The organism is Sapientia aquatica, assembly GCF_004358105.1.
In the GTDB taxonomy this organism is placed as follows: Bacteria; Pseudomonadota; Gammaproteobacteria; order Burkholderiales; family Burkholderiaceae_D; genus Solimicrobium; species Solimicrobium aquaticum.
Window position 1 is genome coordinate 118,563 of record NZ_SMYL01000006.1, and the last position, 17,472, is coordinate 136,034.

The following is a 17,472-nucleotide window of genomic DNA, read 5'->3' on the forward strand; positions in this document are numbered from 1 at the left end:
AGGCAACTAACTCGCCGTTTTACATTTGCAGAATAAATGCTTTTAGTTAGAATGCTGCATCATTTTTGATGAGAATAATATGAAAAAAATAATATCCGTCTTGGCGCTAGCATTGAGCTTTTCAACTGTGCATGCCGGCACCAATACCCAACTCGACAATTTGTTTGAATCGGATTGGCAATGGAGCTTAAGCCACAATCCCGGAAACGCCACTAGCTTAGGCGACAATCGCTACAACCACCGACTATCCAACACAACCTTAGCCGCAAGCCGCATGGCGACTAAACACGAACAGGACATGCTGCGCGAAGCGCTCAAAATTAAGCGCGACGCCTTAAGCGGCCAAGACCTACTCTCTTACGACATGTTTGTACTGGAAAAGCAGCAAGCGCTGCAAGCGGCCACCTTATATCCCTACACGGTGCAGCCGATTTCGCAGATCGATGGCTTGCAATCAACCTTGCCAAGTTTAGCTTCGCAAACGCCGTTTAATAATGCACTCGATTACCACAATTATTTGGCGCGCTTGCATGCAATCCCCGCCTATGTCGATGGGATTATCGAACAACTACAACAAGGCATGAAGACCGGTTGGGTTGCGCCCAAAGTCATCATCGCGCCAGTGCCGCAACAACTGCGCGATCTGCGTTTGCACCTCGCTGAAAGCGAACTGGCCAAACCGTTCGATAACATCCCAAAGAATGTTCCGCGCCCAGAAGTATTCGCTCAACGCGGTAAAAAAGAATTAGCCGAACGCGTCGCGCCAGCGTTAGAGAAACTGGAAAATTTCATCACCACCCAATACCTACCCGCCTGCCGCGACAGCATCGGCGCATCCAGTTTGCCTGGCGGTATGGCGTACTACAATTTCATGGTCAAGAACAGCACCACCACCGATTTAACGCCGCAACAAATTCACGATATTGGCTTGTCAGAAGTAGCACGGATACGCGCTGAAATGCAACGGGTGATGGATCAAGTTGGCTTTAAAGGCAGCTTTGCTGAATTCACCGTTTTCCTCAATACCGATCCGCGTTTTTACTACACCAACTCGGACGATTTATTGAACGGTTTCCGCGATATCATCAGCCGCGTTTATAAAGTCTTACCCACCATGTTCGCGCACCTGCCCGCCGCGCAAGCCGAAGTCAAGCCGATTCCCTTGTTAGGCTCAGAACAGCAGCCAGCGGCCTATTACAATCCGGGGCCCGATGACGGCAGCCGTTCGGGCTATTTTGCCGCCAATATTTCTAACTTAAACACCCGTCCAAAATGGGGCATGGAAACCTTGACGCTACACGAAGCAATCCCCGGACATCATTTGCAAATCACGATGGCGAAAGAAGCGACTGGCTTGCCTAAATTTCGACGCAACGGTTGGTATAACGCGTTTGGCGAAGGCTGGGCTTTATACTCCGAAAGTCTGGGCGATGAGATGGGATTTTATAAAGACCCGTATTCCAAATTCGGTAACTTAAACGACGAATTATTCCGCGCGGCGCGCTTAGTCGTTGACACCGGTATTCATGCCTTAGGCTGGAGCCGAGAGCAAGCGATTGCTTATCTGAGCGAGAACACCGCCAATCCACCGAGCGACAATATTGTTGAAATCGATCGCTACATTGCGTGGCCGGGACAAGCCTTGGGCTACAAAATTGGGCAACTTAAAATCCGCCAACTGCGCGCCAAAGCAGCGTCTGCTTTGGGTGATAAGTTTGATATTCGCACTTTCCATAACGCGGTGATTGATAATGGTGCAATTCCGTTATCGGTATTGGAAGCGCAAATTGATACTTGGATTGCACAGCAACAGCAATTGGCGACACCGGCTGCATCCACGAGCACACCCGCGAAACAATAGTAATTTCACACTATCTGGCGCAGCATCGAGCGATATGGATGCTGCGCCCTACTCTTTACAAAATCCCCTGTCAAGACTGGCGCAATTACCTGAACACGGTATGATCTGCGCTTGTTATTTTTTACTGAACTGTTTATGTTGCCTTCCATTGAACAACGTCTGGCCGTCGAACTCGTCGCCAAACCGCAGCAAATTTCTGCCGCCATCGCCTTATTAGACGAAGGCGCAACCGTGCCATTTATTTCTCGCTATCGTAAAGAAGCCACTGGTGGCTTGGACGATACCCAATTGCGCTTGTTGGAGCAGCGTTTGTCGTATTTGCGCGAACTAGAACAACGCCGCGAAGCGATCGTCAATTCGATTACCGAGCAAGGCAAGATGACACCGGTTTTGCTGGACGCGATCATGCATGCGGAAGACAAAACTGGTTTGGAAGATTTGTATTTGCCATACAAAGTTAAACGCCGCACCAAAGCGCAAATCGCCTTAGAAGCAGGACTGCTACCGTTGGCGGATAGTCTGTTAGCTGATCCGAACTTGGTGCCCGAAAAAGCTGCCAGCGCGTATTTAAAGCCAGCCTTTAAAACCGAAGCAGGTGACAATCCGGGCGTACCTGATACCAAAGCAGCGCTCGACGGTGCGCGTCAAATTTTGATGGAACGCTTTGCCGAAGACGCCACCTTGCTACAACAATGCCGTGTGTATTTGCAAGAACACGGCGTGGTGGAATCCAGTGTGATCGAAGGTAAGCAAGACGAAGGCGCAAAATATTCCGATTACTTCGCCTACTCCGAAGCGATTATGAACATCCCTTCGCACCGCGCCTTAGCGATTCTACGTGGCCGCCGCGAAGAAATGCTTAACGTCGTTTTGCGTTTAGACACCGAAGAAGAAAAACCAAAATGGGATGCGCCGCTCAATCCCTGCGAAGCTCGCATCGCCAATTATTTCAAGATCAGTAACCAAGGTCGCCCCGCCGACAAATGGTTGGCCGACACTGTCCGTTGGTGCTGGCGCGTGAAAGTCTTCATGCACTTAGAGAGCGAATTAATGGGCCAACTGCGCGAACGCGCTGAGTTAGAAGCCATCAACGTATTCGCCTTAAATTTAAAAGCCTTGCTGCTTGCCGCGCCCGCCGGACAACACGCCACAATGGGATTAGATCCGGGCCTACGCACTGGCGTAAAAGTCGCCATTGTCGATGCGACCGGTAAAGTACTGGAACACAGCACCATTTATCCGCACCAACCGCGCAACGATTGGGATGGCTCGTTACACACCTTGGCGCAATTAGCGGCCAAACATAATGTGTCACTGATCTCGATTGGTAACGGCACGGCATCGCGCGAGACCGATAAATTGGCGCAGGATTTAATCAAGCTCAAGCCCGAATTAAAGCTGCGCAAAATCGTGGTATCCGAAGCAGGCGCGTCGGTCTATTCAGCGTCCGAATTTGCGTCCAAAGAATTACCCGATTTGGATGTCTCGATTCGTGGTGCCGTATCGATTGCGCGCCGCTTACAAGATCCGTTGGCGGAGCTGGTTAAAATTGATCCAAAGTCGATCGGCGTCGGTCAATATCAACACGATGTGAGCCAAAGCCAGTTGGCTAAATCCTTGGATGCGGTGGTCGAAGATTGCGTCAATGCGGTCGGCGTCGATGTCAATACAGCGTCGGTTCCTTTGTTAGCGCGGGTCTCCGGATTGTCCAACAGTGTGGCGCAAAGCATCGTCAACTATCGCGACACGCAAGGCCGTTTCGCCTCACGCGCTGCCTTGCGCAAAGTACCGCGTTTGGGCGATAAAACATTTGAACAAGCAGCAGGTTTCTTGCGCATCATGGATGGCGAATCGCCCTTAGACGCGTCCGCCGTGCATCCGGAATCGTATCCGCTAGTAGAAAAAATTCTGGCCGATTTAAAGCGCGATGTGAAGAGTGTCATCGGTGATGCCGGCTTATTGAAAACGTTAAATCCAGCGAAATACGCTGACGACAAATTCGGTGTGCCGACCATTACCGATATTTTGAAAGAACTAGAAAAGCCGGGTCGCGATCCACGTCCAGAATTTTCTACCGCTACATTTAAAGAAGGCGTGGAAGAAATCCGCGATCTGCGTCCCGATATGATTTTAGAAGGCGTCATTACCAACGTCGCGGCCTTTGGCGCTTTCGTCGATATCGGCGTACATCAAGACGGTTTGGTGCATATTTCAGCCTTATCCAATACCTTCGTCAAAGACCCGCACACGGTGGTCAAAGTCGGGCAAGTAGTCAAAGTCAAAGTCTTGGAAGTCGATGAAAAACGCAAGCGCATTGCACTGACTATGCGCTTGACCGACGAAGCGCCGAAAGCCGGCAGCACCCCAGCACAGCGCGCTGATCGCGATGATGCTAAACGCTTAGCGCAACATCAACGCCAACCAACACCAGCAGCGGCTCCGGCTAACAATGCGATGGCAGCAGCGTTTGCAAAATTAAAACGTTAATTTAGCGAGTTTGGCGTAATCGAAGTTCAATTGCCGCGCTTATCACTCAACTGAGAATCAACATAGAGTGCTAAGCGCGGCAATGTGTTTGCAAAATTATTAAATTTAGCTTCAACGTTTGGACCTCTAGCAAAATCGCTAACACAATAACTGTTAGCCGCTTTTGCCCCGCTTCCACCTAGCACGCTGGCATCTATTTCTCTATATAATGACGGGATTATTTTTAGCTATTCAGGAACATCACCATGAGCGACGTACAAAGCTGGATCAAACAAACCGTAACCGACAACCCAGTAGTGCTGTTTATGAAAGGCACAGCGCAGTTTCCACAATGCGGCTTTTCGGGTCGCGCTATTCAAATTTTGAAAGCCTGTGGCGCGCAAAACATCGTGACCATCAATGTGTTGGAAGACGCCGTGGTTCGTCAAGGAATCAAAGATTATTCTAACTGGCCGACCATCCCGCAGCTGTACATCAAAGGCGAATTCGTCGGTGGCTCAGACATCATGGGTGAAATGTACGAATCAGGCGAACTCAAAGCGCTGATCGAATCATAATCCCCAACCAGGTAACGCATTGACTAATCCCACCACGCCACCAAAACGCTTAATCATCGGTATCACCGGTGCCACCGGCGTGGTGTATGCCGTCAGAATTCTGCAGATTCTGCGCGCCACAACGCAGATCGAATCACACCTGATTATTTCCGAAGCCGGCATCATGAGCTTGCATCAAGAAGTCGGCATGAAAAAGCAGCAGCTCGAAGCTATGGCCGACAAGGTCTATAACGTCAAAGACATCGGTGCAGCCATTGCCAGTGGCTCATTCCTCACCGACGGCATGATCATCGCGCCCTGCTCGATGAAAACTTTAGCGTCGGTAGCGTTAGGGTTATCCGAAAACCTAATCAGTCGTGCCGCCGATGTAACTTTAAAAGAACGCCGCCGCTTAGTCATGCTGGTACGCGAAACACCGCTCAACCTAGCGCACCTGCGCAATATGACATCGGTCACCGAAATGGGCGGCATTATCTTCCCACCAGTACCGAGCTTCTACCAACATCCAGCCAGCATCGCAGAGATGGTCGACCACAGCGTAGGCCGTGTGCTGGATTTGTTCAATATTGCGCATCAGCTCACTCCGGAATGGCCGGGATTGAAGCCGTCGGATCAAGCTCAGAGTTAATCTAACTCAGCTAACTGAGCTTCACCTCAAACTGCCGACGCAACCAGCGCACGGGCGCGCCGATGATCGGAAGCTTTTGGAATAACTCTTCCGCCGCATCCCAATAATCGCGATGCTCGATCACCAAACCTTCAGCATCAAACTTGAGGTGCGATGCGCCTAGCACGGTGTAGTGTTTGCCTTTCAAGCCGAATTCAAATGTCCACGTCACAAACGCCTGCCTACCCTGCATTACGCGCTCATGGATGATGAAACGTGGTGACTCAGTGGTAACAAACATATGGTCAAAAATTTTTATGATGGCTTCCACGCCTTGCACTTCGTTAAACGGATCTTTAAAGCGTGCATCACTTTGATAAAAATCGACCGCCAACTTGACGCTGTCCGGCGTCAAGCTGCTGTACCACGCTAACAATTGATCTAACGGAGACTGTTGAATGGGCGTTGTCATGGCACTAACCGAGTCATTAAAAAGAAGCGCACGCTATACGGCAAAAGCTGGATAAATTTTAGAACCTGAGTAAAGCGACGCGGAAAATGGATTTCAAATTTACCGGCACTAATTCCGCTCCAGATCGCTGCTGCCGCTTGCTGCGTAGTCTGCAATGCTGGCATGTAAAAACTGTTTTTGGCCGTCAATCCAGTATCCACAAAGCCGGGATTAATCAAATACACATCCAAGCCACGTGGATGCAAATCGGTGTATAAAATCTCGGCCAAATTAATTAATGCTGCTTTGCTGGGCCCATACACAGATGCGTTCGGCAAACCCATATAACCGGCTACGCTTGCGACAATTCCAATCCCGCCATGTCCCTGCTTTAATAGCTCCGGCAATACCGTTGCTACTCCACTATAGACGCTGCCTACATTGATTTGTAAAGTACGGGCGGCCAATTCTGGCTTGACTTCCCAAGTGCGCTCGGGGCGGTAATCGGCGGCGCAGAATAGCAATAAATCGACGCCACCCATGCGCTCAACAATCTGCGCGTAGGCCGTCGCCCAAGCCGCCTGATCGAGCACATCTAACGGCAGCGCGAACATCGAATCATGGCTGCTGGCGACTTGCTGCAATAACTCGACTCGCCGCGCCGAGATCGCAACTTGCGCACCCTGCTGGGCAATCTGCTGCGCCATGGCGGCACCGATCCCGCTGGACGCGCCGATGATCCAAATGCGCTTTCCAGCCCATTGCTTTACTGGCGCATTAAATGAGGAGAACATCATCCACCTCGCTTTTTAAAGAACAAGGTGACTTGTCCGAACTCGATGCCAAATTTCGACATGCTGGCGCGATTCATCATCGATTGGTCATCCATCAAATACATCCAATCATCGAAACGCATTTGGTAGCTGTCGTTATCGACCGGCAGCAACAAAGTGTATTGCCAGTGCAACGTGTTGCCGGATACTTGACCAATCGCTTCGCCCACCACATCAGCGGCGGTGCCATGCCACAGACCATCGGCCGATTTCACCAAAGTCCAAATACGCTGCTGCTTGGTGCCATCGTCGTACACAAAATGCTCATCAAGGATTAGCTTGCCGTCTTTTTGAGTGCCGATAATTTCAACGTGAAAGCGTTTGGTAACTTCACCATTACGCTGTTGGAACATACCCCACGCATCGGTGGTGCCAGAAAAATAGGTCACTAAGTCGAGCTTAGGTTGCACCTTGGCGTAATGAGTTACATCGGGTGCAGCGCAGCTTGCCAGCAGCAAGGTTGCCGCGAGCAAGGCGGCTTTGCTAAGCCAAGATTGGATACATTTACGCATGATTTGCTTCCTTTAATAAACGCGATAAGCGCAGCAACAAAAACAAAGCGAAGAGCTTTGCCACGCAGGGAATTCCAGCATAAGCCAGTGCCAAATACGCATTGGCCGGCTGGCCTGGGTGGTAATCAACGTAGGCCAATAACGGCAGCGTCAATCCCGAAACGGCTAAGGCAAATTTAGCCAATAAAGTCCAAATACCGTAATACGCCGCTGGTGCAGCATCAGCATCAATTACGGTGGAAAGCAAAACCGGTGGCAACGCCAAATCAGCCCCTAAGGCAAATCCAGAAGCAATACACACCACAAAAAAAGGCATAATCGCGCCAGCGCCCAACATTGCCGCGCTGACAAACGCCAGCACCGCCAACAACATGCCCCAGCGCCACGCCGTGATCACGCCGATTCGATGCGCCAACTTAACCCAGCACGGCAAACCAATCGCGGCAGCCACAAAATAACTGGCTAAAAACGCGGCGCTGTAGGAACTCGCTTGCAATCGATCATTAATAAAAAACAGAACCAAAGTAGCCGGTACCGAGACCGAAATCGCGTTTAAAAAATACGGCGGCAGCAAGGCTTTAAACGCTTGATTGGCACGCATATTGTTCCATTCGGTGCGCCTATCCAAGACAATGCCAGTACTGCGCTGCCAGATCGGTGCGGCGCGCAACAGCAGAGCAATCGATAACGCCAACAACACCGCAAAGACCGCGCTGTACCAACCCATTAAGCTCGGAACCTGATGTACATCACCCGCGATAATGATGCTGGGAATAACGCTCGCCAAAATCACACCAATTAAGCCAGCCGCCTCGCGCCATGCTGCGGCGTTGAGTCGGGATGAAACGGGCGCAGCACTATTCTCGTCTTTTTGCTCGTCGGCCAAGCGAGCGCCCCACGATAAATAGGCAATATTGAGCATGCTGTGCGCGACATAGGCAAACACCAACATCGCCGCCAACCAAAGCCCTAAATATTCAACCGATACAGGCGGCAACCACAAACCGAAAAACGCCGCCGCTAGCATGAATCCAGCCACGCAAAACCACATCACCAACTGTCCGTTTTTACGATGCTGCTTATCGATCATCCGACCCAATAAGGGATCTTGGAGCGCATCGATAAAGCGTGCTAAAAACAAAATCCAACCAGCGCTTGATAAGGCCAAGCCAAGCTGCGTGGTGTAATAAGTCGGCACTTGCACGTACACCGGTAACGCCGACATGGCCAATGGCAAGCCCAACAATCCGTAAGCAATCATGGCCCGGGTTGAGTTGCTCGCTTTGGCTACCTTAGTCATTTACCCAGTCCAAGCAAGTTAGCGCGCAAGGTACTATCTTTGGTCTTTGGATCAAGCCAAATGGCAAAAAAGGCCTGCGCCAATTCAACATCAGCGATCTCGCCTAGCGCAGTGTTTTTCCCATAAAAGCGGCAACCACGCTGCGGCAAATACACGCCGATTAATTCATCGCCTTCCACTACACTTGGGAAAACGCGGCCCAATTCGAGCGACCAAGCGTGTAGCTTTTGGTCAGAATAACGCGAACCGAAAATGCGCTTAATTTCATCGATACTTTTTTCAACAAATTGCTCGCGGCTGATAGCGCGGTGGTAGGTTAATTCCAACGCAAACGCATCGTTTTGATTAAACGGCTGAGTTTGGCTCCACAATTTAGCGCTATAAATTCGGAAGCCAAACCAGCGCAACTCACCTTGCCCGACTTCTTTGGCTTGCGGCAATTGATCGCGCCATGTTTCTGCGGATGCCGCTTGGGCGAACAGCATAAAGGCCGCCAAGCCCAATGCGACTGTGGCCCGGACGGCGCTCAGTCGGTTGTTAAGCTTTGTGCAGTAAGAATTGGATGACATCGGTTTTCCCCTCGTCAAAGCCAGCTTCGCAATAGGCAAAATACATGCGCCAAATGCGCATAAAACGGTCATCGAAACCGAGCTTGATAATTGATTCGTACTCGCGCTCCCACGCTTGATGCCAACGACGCAGCGTTTCAGCGTAGTCGCGGCCAAACGGATAATGGGACAAGGTCGCCAATCCGGCTTTTTCTGCCTGCTCTACAAAGCGCTCAGGGCTGGGCAACATCCCACCCGGGAAAATATATTGCTGGATAAAATCGGTGCTGCTGCGATAGCGTTCAAAATCGCGTTCCAAAATCGAGATCGATTGGATTAACGCGTTACCGCCCGACTTGAGTCGCGCTGACACGGTTTTAAAATACTCCGCCCAGAAGCGCTCGCCCACAGCTTCAAACATTTCAATCGAAACGACCGCGTCAAATTGGCCGGTCAAATCGCGGTAATCACACAACTGCAAATCGACTAACTCGGTCAAATTATTTTTTTGCACGCGCTCTTTGGCAATAGCCAACTGCGCCGGCGAAATTGTGATGCCAGTAATGCGGATGCCTTGCTTGCCAGCGTGTTCCGCAAAGCCGCCCCAGCCGCAGCCGATTTCTAATACGTGGTCGCCGGCTTTGAGTTTTAACTCATCAATAATGCGTTGATATTTATTGGCTTGCGCTTGCTCCAGCGAGATGCTGTAGTCGCCGTGAAATACGGCGCTGGAATAGGTAAAACTTGGGTCTAGCCAACGCTGGTAAAAATCATTTCCGATATCGTAGTGCGCGTGAATATTGCGGCGGCTACCTTCGCGTGTGTTGGGGCGCAGCCAATGTTTTAAGCGGTACCACAGCGTAGAAATCCGGCCACCATTGACCATGCGTTGTAAGGCGGCTTCATTTTTTAAGGCCAAGCGCAATAACGCGGTTAAATCCGGCGTGGAAACCCAATCCGCTTCCAAACATTCAGCAAAGCCAATATCGCCCGCGCTGATGATGCGGGCGCAAGCGCGCCAGTCGTTAATTTTGAGCGTGGCGCTAGGTGGTTGGTGCAAGTCACCAAACATCATTTGGTTGCCCTCAGGCGTAATGATTTGCAAATGACCTGATTTCAGGCGACTTAACAAGCCAATAAAAAGCTTGGCAGCAGTCGGCACGTTAGGTGGCAAAACGCCGGAAAAATGTGTTTGGCTCACGATGATGTCTCCTCGTTGTTGAGCTGTGAGGTTAAATTGTTAAATGGCATGTCGAGATTAAATTCAGGGAAAGTAATCGGTGCTGTAGGTGGCGTCGGCTTACTAAAAAACGGTACCCGTTTAATCCAAAGCGATAAGGCCTGACGATGGATTCCGAACATGATGGCAAAGGTCAATAATGGCTGCATCAACACGGCCCGACGAATGTTGTTTGTGCTGAGCGGCTCGCATTTGCCACCCACCGCAGTTTTTATAATCAATCCATCGGCATCGGAATAATCTAGGCTGACCAAACTTGTGTTCGATTTATCCGCGACTTGGTCTCTAAACTTAAATCGGTAAAAACCACGCACTTGGCAAAACGGTGAGACATGCATATTTTTACTGCAATGCAGTTCAGTCTCAGCCGTGATGACTTGTTTGTCAGCGGCAGTTAATAAATAGCGGTGCGTTTCACCAAAGGTGTTATTGACTTCAGCTAGGACGGCGCGCAGTCCGCCACTTTTATCGTGGCAATACCAAAAGCTAACCGGATTAAACACATAGCCGAATAAACGCGGAAAGGTTTGCAACCAGATTTCACCATCGGCATCGACTTGGGCTTGGTTGAGGATGTTGCGCATCCACGCTTGCAAACTTGAGCCGTCGCGCGCGCCATAATCGCGCTGTTGCAGTGACGCGATACGCCATTTATCAACCGCAAACCATGCCGAATTAAGTTCGTCCAAACGCGCCAAATTAACGCGTACATAAAATACCGGATAAATAAAACGGTGCAGCACAGGGCGCACGCGCTCATGGAACACTTGGCCCCGAATCAACCACGCTGGAGCAGAGCGCAGTGTCGTCATAGAACGGCCCAACTTGGCGCAAGACCAAAATCATTCACCACGCGCAATGCTGACTTCAAACCATCTTCATGGAATCCATAACCAGTCCACGCACCTGCAAACCAGATCGACTTTTTACCTTGGATCGTTGCAAGCTGCTTTTGGGCATTGATCGCGGCATGATCAAAGACGGGGTGTTCGTAATCAAATTCGGCAATTACCTTGGCTGGATCGGGCGCGGCAAACGGATTTAAGGTAACCATGACCGGCGTTTCGAACGGCAAGTCTTGTAATTGGTTGAGCCAGTAACTCACGCACACCGGACGTTGATCGTCCTGCGCCACCGTGCTTAGGTAATTCCAAGAGGACCACACTTTTTTACGCAGCGGCATTTGCTTGATATCGGTGTGAAGAATCGCTTTATTGTACTGGTAACGCACGGCCGACAGGACTTTACGTTCATCCTCGGTCGCATCTTCCAATATCTGTAAAGTCTGAGGCGAGTGAGTTGCAAACACCACGGCATCAAACGCTTCTTCGCCCTGCGCTGTGCTCACGAGGGCGCCGGTTTCAGAGCGTTTAACTTTAGTCACGGGGGAATTGATACGCGCATCAGTCAACGTTGCCGCGATCTTTTGCACGTAATCACGCCCGCCGCCTTTAACGGTCAGCCATTGCGGACGATTAGTGACTTGCAGTAGCGCGTGGTTCATACAAAAGCGCAAAAACGTGCTGGCAGGGTAATGCAAAATATCGCTCGGGGAGCTTGACCAAATCGCCGCAGCCATGGGCAACAAATACGCATCGCGGAAAGCATCACGGTAGTTTTCTGCGGCCAGCAATTCACCCAAGGTTTCGCCACTGGCAACGGTGCGCTTTAGATAAAGTTCAGCAGCACCATTGAAGCGCATGATGTCGCGCAGCATTAACAAGAACGACGGTGAACATAAATGACTACGTTGTGCGAAGAAGGTATCTAAATTAGTCCCGGCCCATTCGGTTGCGCCATCGTCGATCGACACACCAAACGACATATCGGTGCCGTAACTTTTCACGCCCAATTCAGCAAACAAGGCAATCAGGTTGGGATAAGTGGCTTGGTTATAGACCAAAAACCCAGTATCAACTGGATGAGTAATACCCTCAATCGTTACCTCAACTGTATTGGTGTGCCCGCCTAAGTAAGCACCGGCTTCATACAACACCACATCATGTTGGCGACTCAAAAAGTACGCGCTAGCCAGACCGGAAATTCCTGCACCAATGACTGCTATACGCTGTCTTTTTTCGTTCATTTATTCACCTAAACTTGTGTATTGATTATGAAATGGCACTTGACGTTTTGTTACGCGCATTATTAATTAATAACCACGCTGTCCAACTAAATATAACTAACTTGTATTGCGTTGCCGCGACCCTGTGCTAATATTACTACCAATAAAACAGAAAAGCTACTAATCAGTAACTTTAATTTACCAATGAGTATATTTAATAAAATCAGCTTTAAAGACCAAGCTTTTAAGCTCCGGGAAAGCGCGATTTTAGACGCGACGACCAGTATCTTGGGTGACAAGGGTTTCGATCTGATGACGATGGACGATGTCGCCAATGCGGTCGGCATTTCCAAACCCAGCCTATATAAACACTTCAAATCGAAAGAAGAATTGGTGGGCGAAGCGCTGATCCGTTTGATTGACGGCGCGATTACTTATTTAGCCGACATCGACAAAGACCTGCCGCCCGTGCAAAAGCTGCGCATCTTATTAGAGTGGGCCATGCGTGTGCGCTTGCAAGGCGGGATGCCATTTTTACCGTCCACCAGCACTAGCGTGCGCTCCATGTTGATGAAGAACATCAGCTATGTGACGCGCATTTTAAAACTCAATAGTCAGCTCGAAAAACTCGTTATCGCAGCACAAAAAAGCGGCGATCTGAATCCAAAACTTTCCTGCGACGTCATCCTATTTAGTTACTACTCACGCACCTGCGATCCAGCCGTCGATTATTTAAAAACCTTTAGCAAAATGAGCGACGACGCCATTGTTGAGCACATGCTGCAAGTGGCCTTTAACGGCTTAACGTCCAATTCAGCCCAATAATATGTCCAAAACTGCACTCGTCTGGTTTCGGCGTGATCTGCGTCTGTTCGATCATGCGGCCTTGCATCACGCTCTGAATAATGCTGCCAATAACGGCCAAAAAGTTATCTGTGTTTTTATTTTCGATTCAACTATTTTGGCGCATTTGCCCAAAAAAGATCGGCGCGTTGCCTTTATTTGGCACAGCTTAGTGCAACTAAAAACGGCCTTGCAAGAACACGGTTCCGACTTAGTTGTGCGACACGGTGATCCGGTCGAATTAATTCCACAATTGGCGCAAGAATTCAGTGCGGCAGCGATCTATACCAATCACGACATTGAACCGGCTGCGATCAAACGTGATGCCAGCGTCGAGCAAAAATTAAACCAACAAGGTCAGCAATTTCATCACTTCAAAGATCAGGTAATTTTTGAAAAAGATCAAATTTTGACCCAAACCGGCCAGATGTATCAGGTGTTTACGCCCTACAAACGCGCTTGGCTGGCCAAGCTGCAAGACAGCGATTTGCAGTCGTATCCGGTTCAGCCGCATCTGCATCAGCTCGCCACTATCCCAGCGCAACGCATGCCATCCATGAGTGACATCGGTTTTGAAGAAATCGATATCGCTTTTCTCAAACCCGGCATGGATGGCGGCGAAATCTTGTTCGACGATTTTTGCAAACGTATGGCGCGTTATCACGAGACACGCGATTTTCCGTCAGTCAAAGGTGTTTCTTATTTGTCCGTGCATCTGCGCTTTGGCACCGTATCAATTCGTGAATTAGCGCGCACCGCTTTGCAAATCGGTGGTGAAGGTGCCGAAATTTGGTTAGCGGAATTAATCTGGCGCGAGTTTTATCAGCAGCTTTTGTGGCATCGACCGGACGTGGTTGATCACGCTTTTAAGCCCGAATACGACGCACTGGCTTTCCCAAATAACGAAGCCCATTTCGCAGCATGGTGCGAAGGGCGCACCGGTTTTCCAATCGTCGATGCGGCGATGCGTCAGTTGAATCAAACTGGGTTTATGCACAACCGCTTACGCATGATCGTGGCGAGCTTTTTGGTTAAAGATCTGCTGATCGATTGGCGTTGGGGCGAACGTTATTTTGCCCTGCACTTGAATGACTTTGATCTGTCGGCCAACAACGGCGGCTGGCAATGGGCGGCCTCCACCGGCTGCGATGCGCAGCCTTATTTTAGAATTTTTAATCCCACCACCCAATCGCAACGCTTTGATCCCAAGGGTGATTTTATTCGGCGTTACTGTCCTGAGTTAGCCGAACTAGACAACAAACAAATCCATGCGCCGAGTTTATATTTGCATCCGCAATTAGCTTATCCCGATCCTATCGTCGATCACGCGACACAGCGGCAAGCAGCCCTGGCTTTGTTCAAGCGCAATTAACCTTGGCAAAATAATCAAACTAGCCGGGCGTTTTTTGCTATATTGGCACGCTCGCGTTCGATTCGGATTCGATCGGCGCGCAGTTTATCCAACCAATACATCAGGAGACTTCATGTTCAAAGTAGCTGCTTCGCTTATCGCACTGTGCTCTATCTGCGCTTGCTCCACCCCTGACAATCAATCGGTCAATGGCCCCACTTCCACGCCCGATCGGATCGGCAAAGCGATTGTTTCGCCGCTCAACGACATCAACGTGGTGAAAGAAAATATTCCCACCGTATTAAGCGACGCCATCAAAAATCCCTATCAAGCGCCAGCGGATAGTTCTTGCGCTGCCATCACCGAGCAAGTGAAAAAATTTGATGTGGCACTCGGTCCTGATTTAGATGCGACTATCGACGCCCACGACAAAAGCATGACCGAAAAAGGTAGCGTACTCGCGCAAGACGAAGCGGTCGGTACTGTGGAACGCACGATCAATGGCGCGATTCCATTTAGAAGTTGGATACGTAAATTTAGCGGAGCAGAAAAACGCTCCAAAGAAATGACCGCAGCGATTGCGGCGGGTATCGTGCGCCGCGCTTATCTCAAAGGCATGGGACAAGAAAAGGGCTGCGATTATCCAGCCGCGCCAGCTAAGCAAACTAGCGCAACTGAATCTAAATAAGAAAATTCACCAACCCAAGTAACGATTGAACTACAGTTCTATCGTTACTTCGGCCTGCTCGGGACCGGGAATTTTTTGAATCTCAATCTGTTGCTGCTTGATGGCCGATTCAAAATCATTAATCAATACCTCTTCGATTTGTTCCATCGGCACCACCAACTTTGTGATTCCAATGGCCTGATTGCGACCATGCATTTTGGCCATATACAATGCCGAATCAGCCAATTTCAGCAATTGCTCCCAACCAGCATTGACTTCGCTTTCTTCACCCTGAGGCAAGGAAATGAAGCCAGCAGAAATCGTCACGCTAATCGATTTTTTTTCATACATTACTGGCCGTGCGCCCACGCTAATGAGCAAGCGCTCAATCACTAACTCAAGGCTGGCTTCCGGGATATGATTTAAAAAGATCAAAAACTCTTCACCGCCCCAACGCATTAGCATATCTTTTTCGCGCATGGCGATATTCAAGCGACGACTGATTTCGACCAGCACCGCATCGCCCGCGGCGTGGCCGTAGTTATCGTTAATCTTTTTAAAGAAATCAATATCGAGCAAAACTAAGGCGTGCGGTGGCTGATTCAAATCCGCTTCGCGGCGTTCTCGTAACTGAGTACGAAATTTCATGGCTTCGTTAAAAGCACGACGATTTAATAATCCAGTGAGCGGGTCGCGGGTCGATTGATGGGCTAATTTTAGATTGGCTTTTTCTAGGTCGCGATTGGTGTTGCGCAATTTACGGTAGAACAAAAATACCGTCGCAGCGGTTGCCAGTGCAATGATGGTAGCCAAGATCGCTACCACACGCTGCAAGCTTTTATTGACGATTTCAACCCGTTGAATTTGATTTTTTTGTTCCAACAATTCAATCTGCTTTTCTCGTTCATGTGCTTCGTATTTCTCTTTCATCTCAGCCATCGCGTGCTCTTGCGACGCCCCAAATAATTCCGAGCTGATTTTGAGTTGTTCTTGGAGTGTCTCAAATCCCTCGCGGTACATACCGGCCTTTTGGTAGGCAATTGCCAATTGTCCTAGGACAGTTTCTAAATCGGGTTTAGCACTGGTCTTACGCAAATAATCCAAGCCGAGATTGACTTCCTTTGCGCCTAATTTAACGTCCCCTAACGCCATACGACATAGACCGACATTGATGCGAGCGCTAGCGATGTAATTATTATTTTCCATCTTCTCGGCCAAAGCTAACGTCTCTTTACCGAATTCCAAGCATTCAGGATAGCGCCCCATGCGATAGGTTAAATCCGATAAATTATTCACCGCAATCACCTCATTGCGAGCACTCCCGATGGCACGGGCGTAGCGCAACGAGTCGACATAAGATTGCTTGGCCTCTTCAAACCTTCCAGCAGTGGTGTAGGCTACTCCGCGATCATTGGTTAACGACGCCATTTGATTTTTTGCGCCAATTTTTAAGGCTAATTCGGTCGCTTTAGCGTTGTACTCCAGGGACAACTCCGTATTTTTTGTTGCGTCGTACAGAATTCCGATGATTTTATAAATCTGAATCAGCTTTAAATCCTCGCTCTTGGTTCCGGTCTGACAGTATTCAATCGCGGTGACCAAGTGCTGCAGCGCGATTTGGAAATCGCCGAGTTGCTGGTAAATTAATCCAGCGGTGATGTGAATGCGGCTGGTCAGCTTTTTGTCGTTCAGCGTTTTTACTTTTTCTAAGGCTTGGTCTATTAGTTTTTTCGCGGCTTGGAAATTGCCGTCGTTTTCTAATTGCAGGACTTTAAAGTTCAACACTAATGTTGCCGACACCTCGTCGTTATAACGCAGCGCCAAGGTTTCTAATTGTTCGATATTGGCCTGCGCGAGCTGCTGCTGGTCTTTGCGAATATTGAGCTCAATTAAAGCATCAAGCACATCGCGCTTGTCGGTCAGCGTTACATCAGGTGGTAGCTCAGTGAGTATTTTGGTCAGTTCATTGATAGCAACTTGGGGCTGGATTTCCGACAAATCCACTAAACGTTCAATCTTTTGCTGGACGGTCAGGGTGGCAACTGGGCTGATCGCCCAAGTGGAAAAGCACAGGCATAGACAGACGATGCTTGATAGCGCGGTCAGGTTTTTTACAATTGTCGATTTACAGATGGATAACATTGAATACG

General features: G+C 49.5%; 16 protein-coding genes. 7 read left to right on the forward strand and 9 right to left on the reverse strand.

All coding sequences use genetic code 11. From position 1 onward, the window contains the following. Positions 1-79: 79 nt before the first annotated feature. From E2I14_RS12850 to E2I14_RS12865, 4 genes are all read left to right on the forward strand, one after another. Entirely contained in the window at positions 80-1,861 is a 1,782-nt protein-coding gene (locus tag E2I14_RS12850) for a DUF885 domain-containing protein (RefSeq protein ID WP_133329144.1), read from the forward strand. 135 nt (positions 1,862-1,996) lie between these two features. Further along, positions 1,997-4,348 carry a Tex family protein gene (locus tag E2I14_RS12855; RefSeq protein ID WP_133329146.1) on the forward strand — a complete coding sequence of 784 codons (2,352 nt, stop codon included), beginning with the start codon at positions 1,997-1,999 and terminating at the stop codon, positions 4,346-4,348. Positions 4,349-4,593: 245 nt separating this feature from the next. Beyond that, entirely contained in the window at positions 4,594-4,905 is a 312-nt protein-coding gene (gene grxD / locus E2I14_RS12860) for a Grx4 family monothiol glutaredoxin (protein WP_133329148.1), read from the forward strand. Positions 4,906-4,924: 19 nt separating this feature from the next. After that, positions 4,925-5,533 carry a UbiX family flavin prenyltransferase gene (locus E2I14_RS12865; protein WP_133329149.1) on the forward strand — a complete coding sequence of 203 codons (609 nt, stop codon included), beginning with the start codon at positions 4,925-4,927 and terminating at the stop codon, positions 5,531-5,533. A gap of 10 nt (positions 5,534-5,543) precedes the next feature. On the opposite strand, the gene E2I14_RS12870 is transcribed toward E2I14_RS12865, so the two are convergent. Genes E2I14_RS12870 through E2I14_RS12905 form a run of 8 tightly spaced genes read right to left on the reverse strand, consistent with a single transcriptional unit; the run spans position 5,544 to position 12,482 of the window. Beyond that, entirely contained in the window at positions 5,544-5,984 is a 441-nt protein-coding gene (locus E2I14_RS12870; RefSeq protein WP_133329151.1) for a nuclear transport factor 2 family protein, read from the reverse strand. After that, the gene (locus tag E2I14_RS12875) at positions 5,981-6,760 is read right to left on the reverse strand and encodes an SDR family NAD(P)-dependent oxidoreductase (RefSeq protein ID WP_206105639.1); all 780 of its coding nucleotides are present in this window, start codon (positions 6,758-6,760) and stop codon (positions 5,981-5,983) included. The genes E2I14_RS12870 and E2I14_RS12875 overlap by 4 nt, the downstream gene beginning before the upstream one ends. After that, on the reverse strand, positions 6,757-7,308 hold the full coding sequence (locus tag E2I14_RS12880; RefSeq protein WP_133329153.1) for a DUF3833 domain-containing protein: 552 nt from the start codon (positions 7,306-7,308) through the stop codon (positions 6,757-6,759). The genes E2I14_RS12875 and E2I14_RS12880 overlap by 4 nt, the downstream gene beginning before the upstream one ends. Continuing rightward, positions 7,301-8,608: an MFS transporter gene (locus E2I14_RS12885; RefSeq protein WP_133329155.1), complete on the reverse strand. Its 1,308-nt coding sequence runs from the start codon at positions 8,606-8,608 to the stop codon at positions 7,301-7,303. Before E2I14_RS12885 ends, E2I14_RS12880 begins: the two co-directional genes overlap by 8 nt. Next, entirely contained in the window at positions 8,605-9,177 is a 573-nt protein-coding gene (locus E2I14_RS12890) for a chalcone isomerase family protein (protein WP_227544728.1), read from the reverse strand. Before E2I14_RS12890 ends, E2I14_RS12885 begins: the two co-directional genes overlap by 4 nt. After that, positions 9,146-10,357, reverse strand: coding sequence for an SAM-dependent methyltransferase (locus tag E2I14_RS12895; protein ID WP_227544729.1), 1,212 nt, complete (start codon positions 10,355-10,357; stop codon positions 9,146-9,148). Before E2I14_RS12895 ends, E2I14_RS12890 begins: the two co-directional genes overlap by 32 nt. After that, positions 10,354-11,208, reverse strand: coding sequence for a DUF1365 domain-containing protein (locus E2I14_RS12900; RefSeq protein WP_206105640.1), 855 nt, complete (start codon positions 11,206-11,208; stop codon positions 10,354-10,356). The genes E2I14_RS12895 and E2I14_RS12900 overlap by 4 nt, the downstream gene beginning before the upstream one ends. Further along, a complete protein-coding gene (locus E2I14_RS12905; RefSeq protein WP_133329157.1) occupies positions 11,205-12,482 on the reverse strand; it encodes an NAD(P)/FAD-dependent oxidoreductase in 1,278 nt (425 codons plus the stop codon). Before E2I14_RS12905 ends, E2I14_RS12900 begins: the two co-directional genes overlap by 4 nt. Before the next feature lie 183 nt (positions 12,483-12,665). On the opposite strand from E2I14_RS12905, the gene E2I14_RS12910 reads away from it, so the two are divergent. The 3 genes from E2I14_RS12910 to E2I14_RS12920 all read left to right on the forward strand — a co-directional run bounded on the left by E2I14_RS12910 (position 12,666) and on the right by E2I14_RS12920 (position 15,343). Beyond that, on the forward strand, positions 12,666-13,286 hold the full coding sequence (locus E2I14_RS12910) for a TetR/AcrR family transcriptional regulator (RefSeq protein WP_133329159.1): 621 nt from the start codon (positions 12,666-12,668) through the stop codon (positions 13,284-13,286). A gap of 1 nt (position 13,287) precedes the next feature. Continuing rightward, positions 13,288-14,676, forward strand: coding sequence for a cryptochrome/photolyase family protein (locus E2I14_RS12915; protein ID WP_133329161.1), 1,389 nt, complete (start codon positions 13,288-13,290; stop codon positions 14,674-14,676). A 112-nt stretch (positions 14,677-14,788) separates the two neighbouring features. Further along, the gene (locus E2I14_RS12920) at positions 14,789-15,343 is read left to right on the forward strand and encodes a hypothetical protein (RefSeq protein WP_133329163.1); all 555 of its coding nucleotides are present in this window, start codon (positions 14,789-14,791) and stop codon (positions 15,341-15,343) included. A 30-nt stretch (positions 15,344-15,373) separates the two neighbouring features. Here E2I14_RS12920 and E2I14_RS12925 read toward each other — a convergent pair whose 3' ends face one another. Beyond that, positions 15,374-17,464: a tetratricopeptide repeat-containing diguanylate cyclase gene (locus E2I14_RS12925; protein WP_133329165.1), complete on the reverse strand. Its 2,091-nt coding sequence runs from the start codon at positions 17,462-17,464 to the stop codon at positions 15,374-15,376. Between the last annotated feature and the right edge of the window lie 8 nt (positions 17,465-17,472).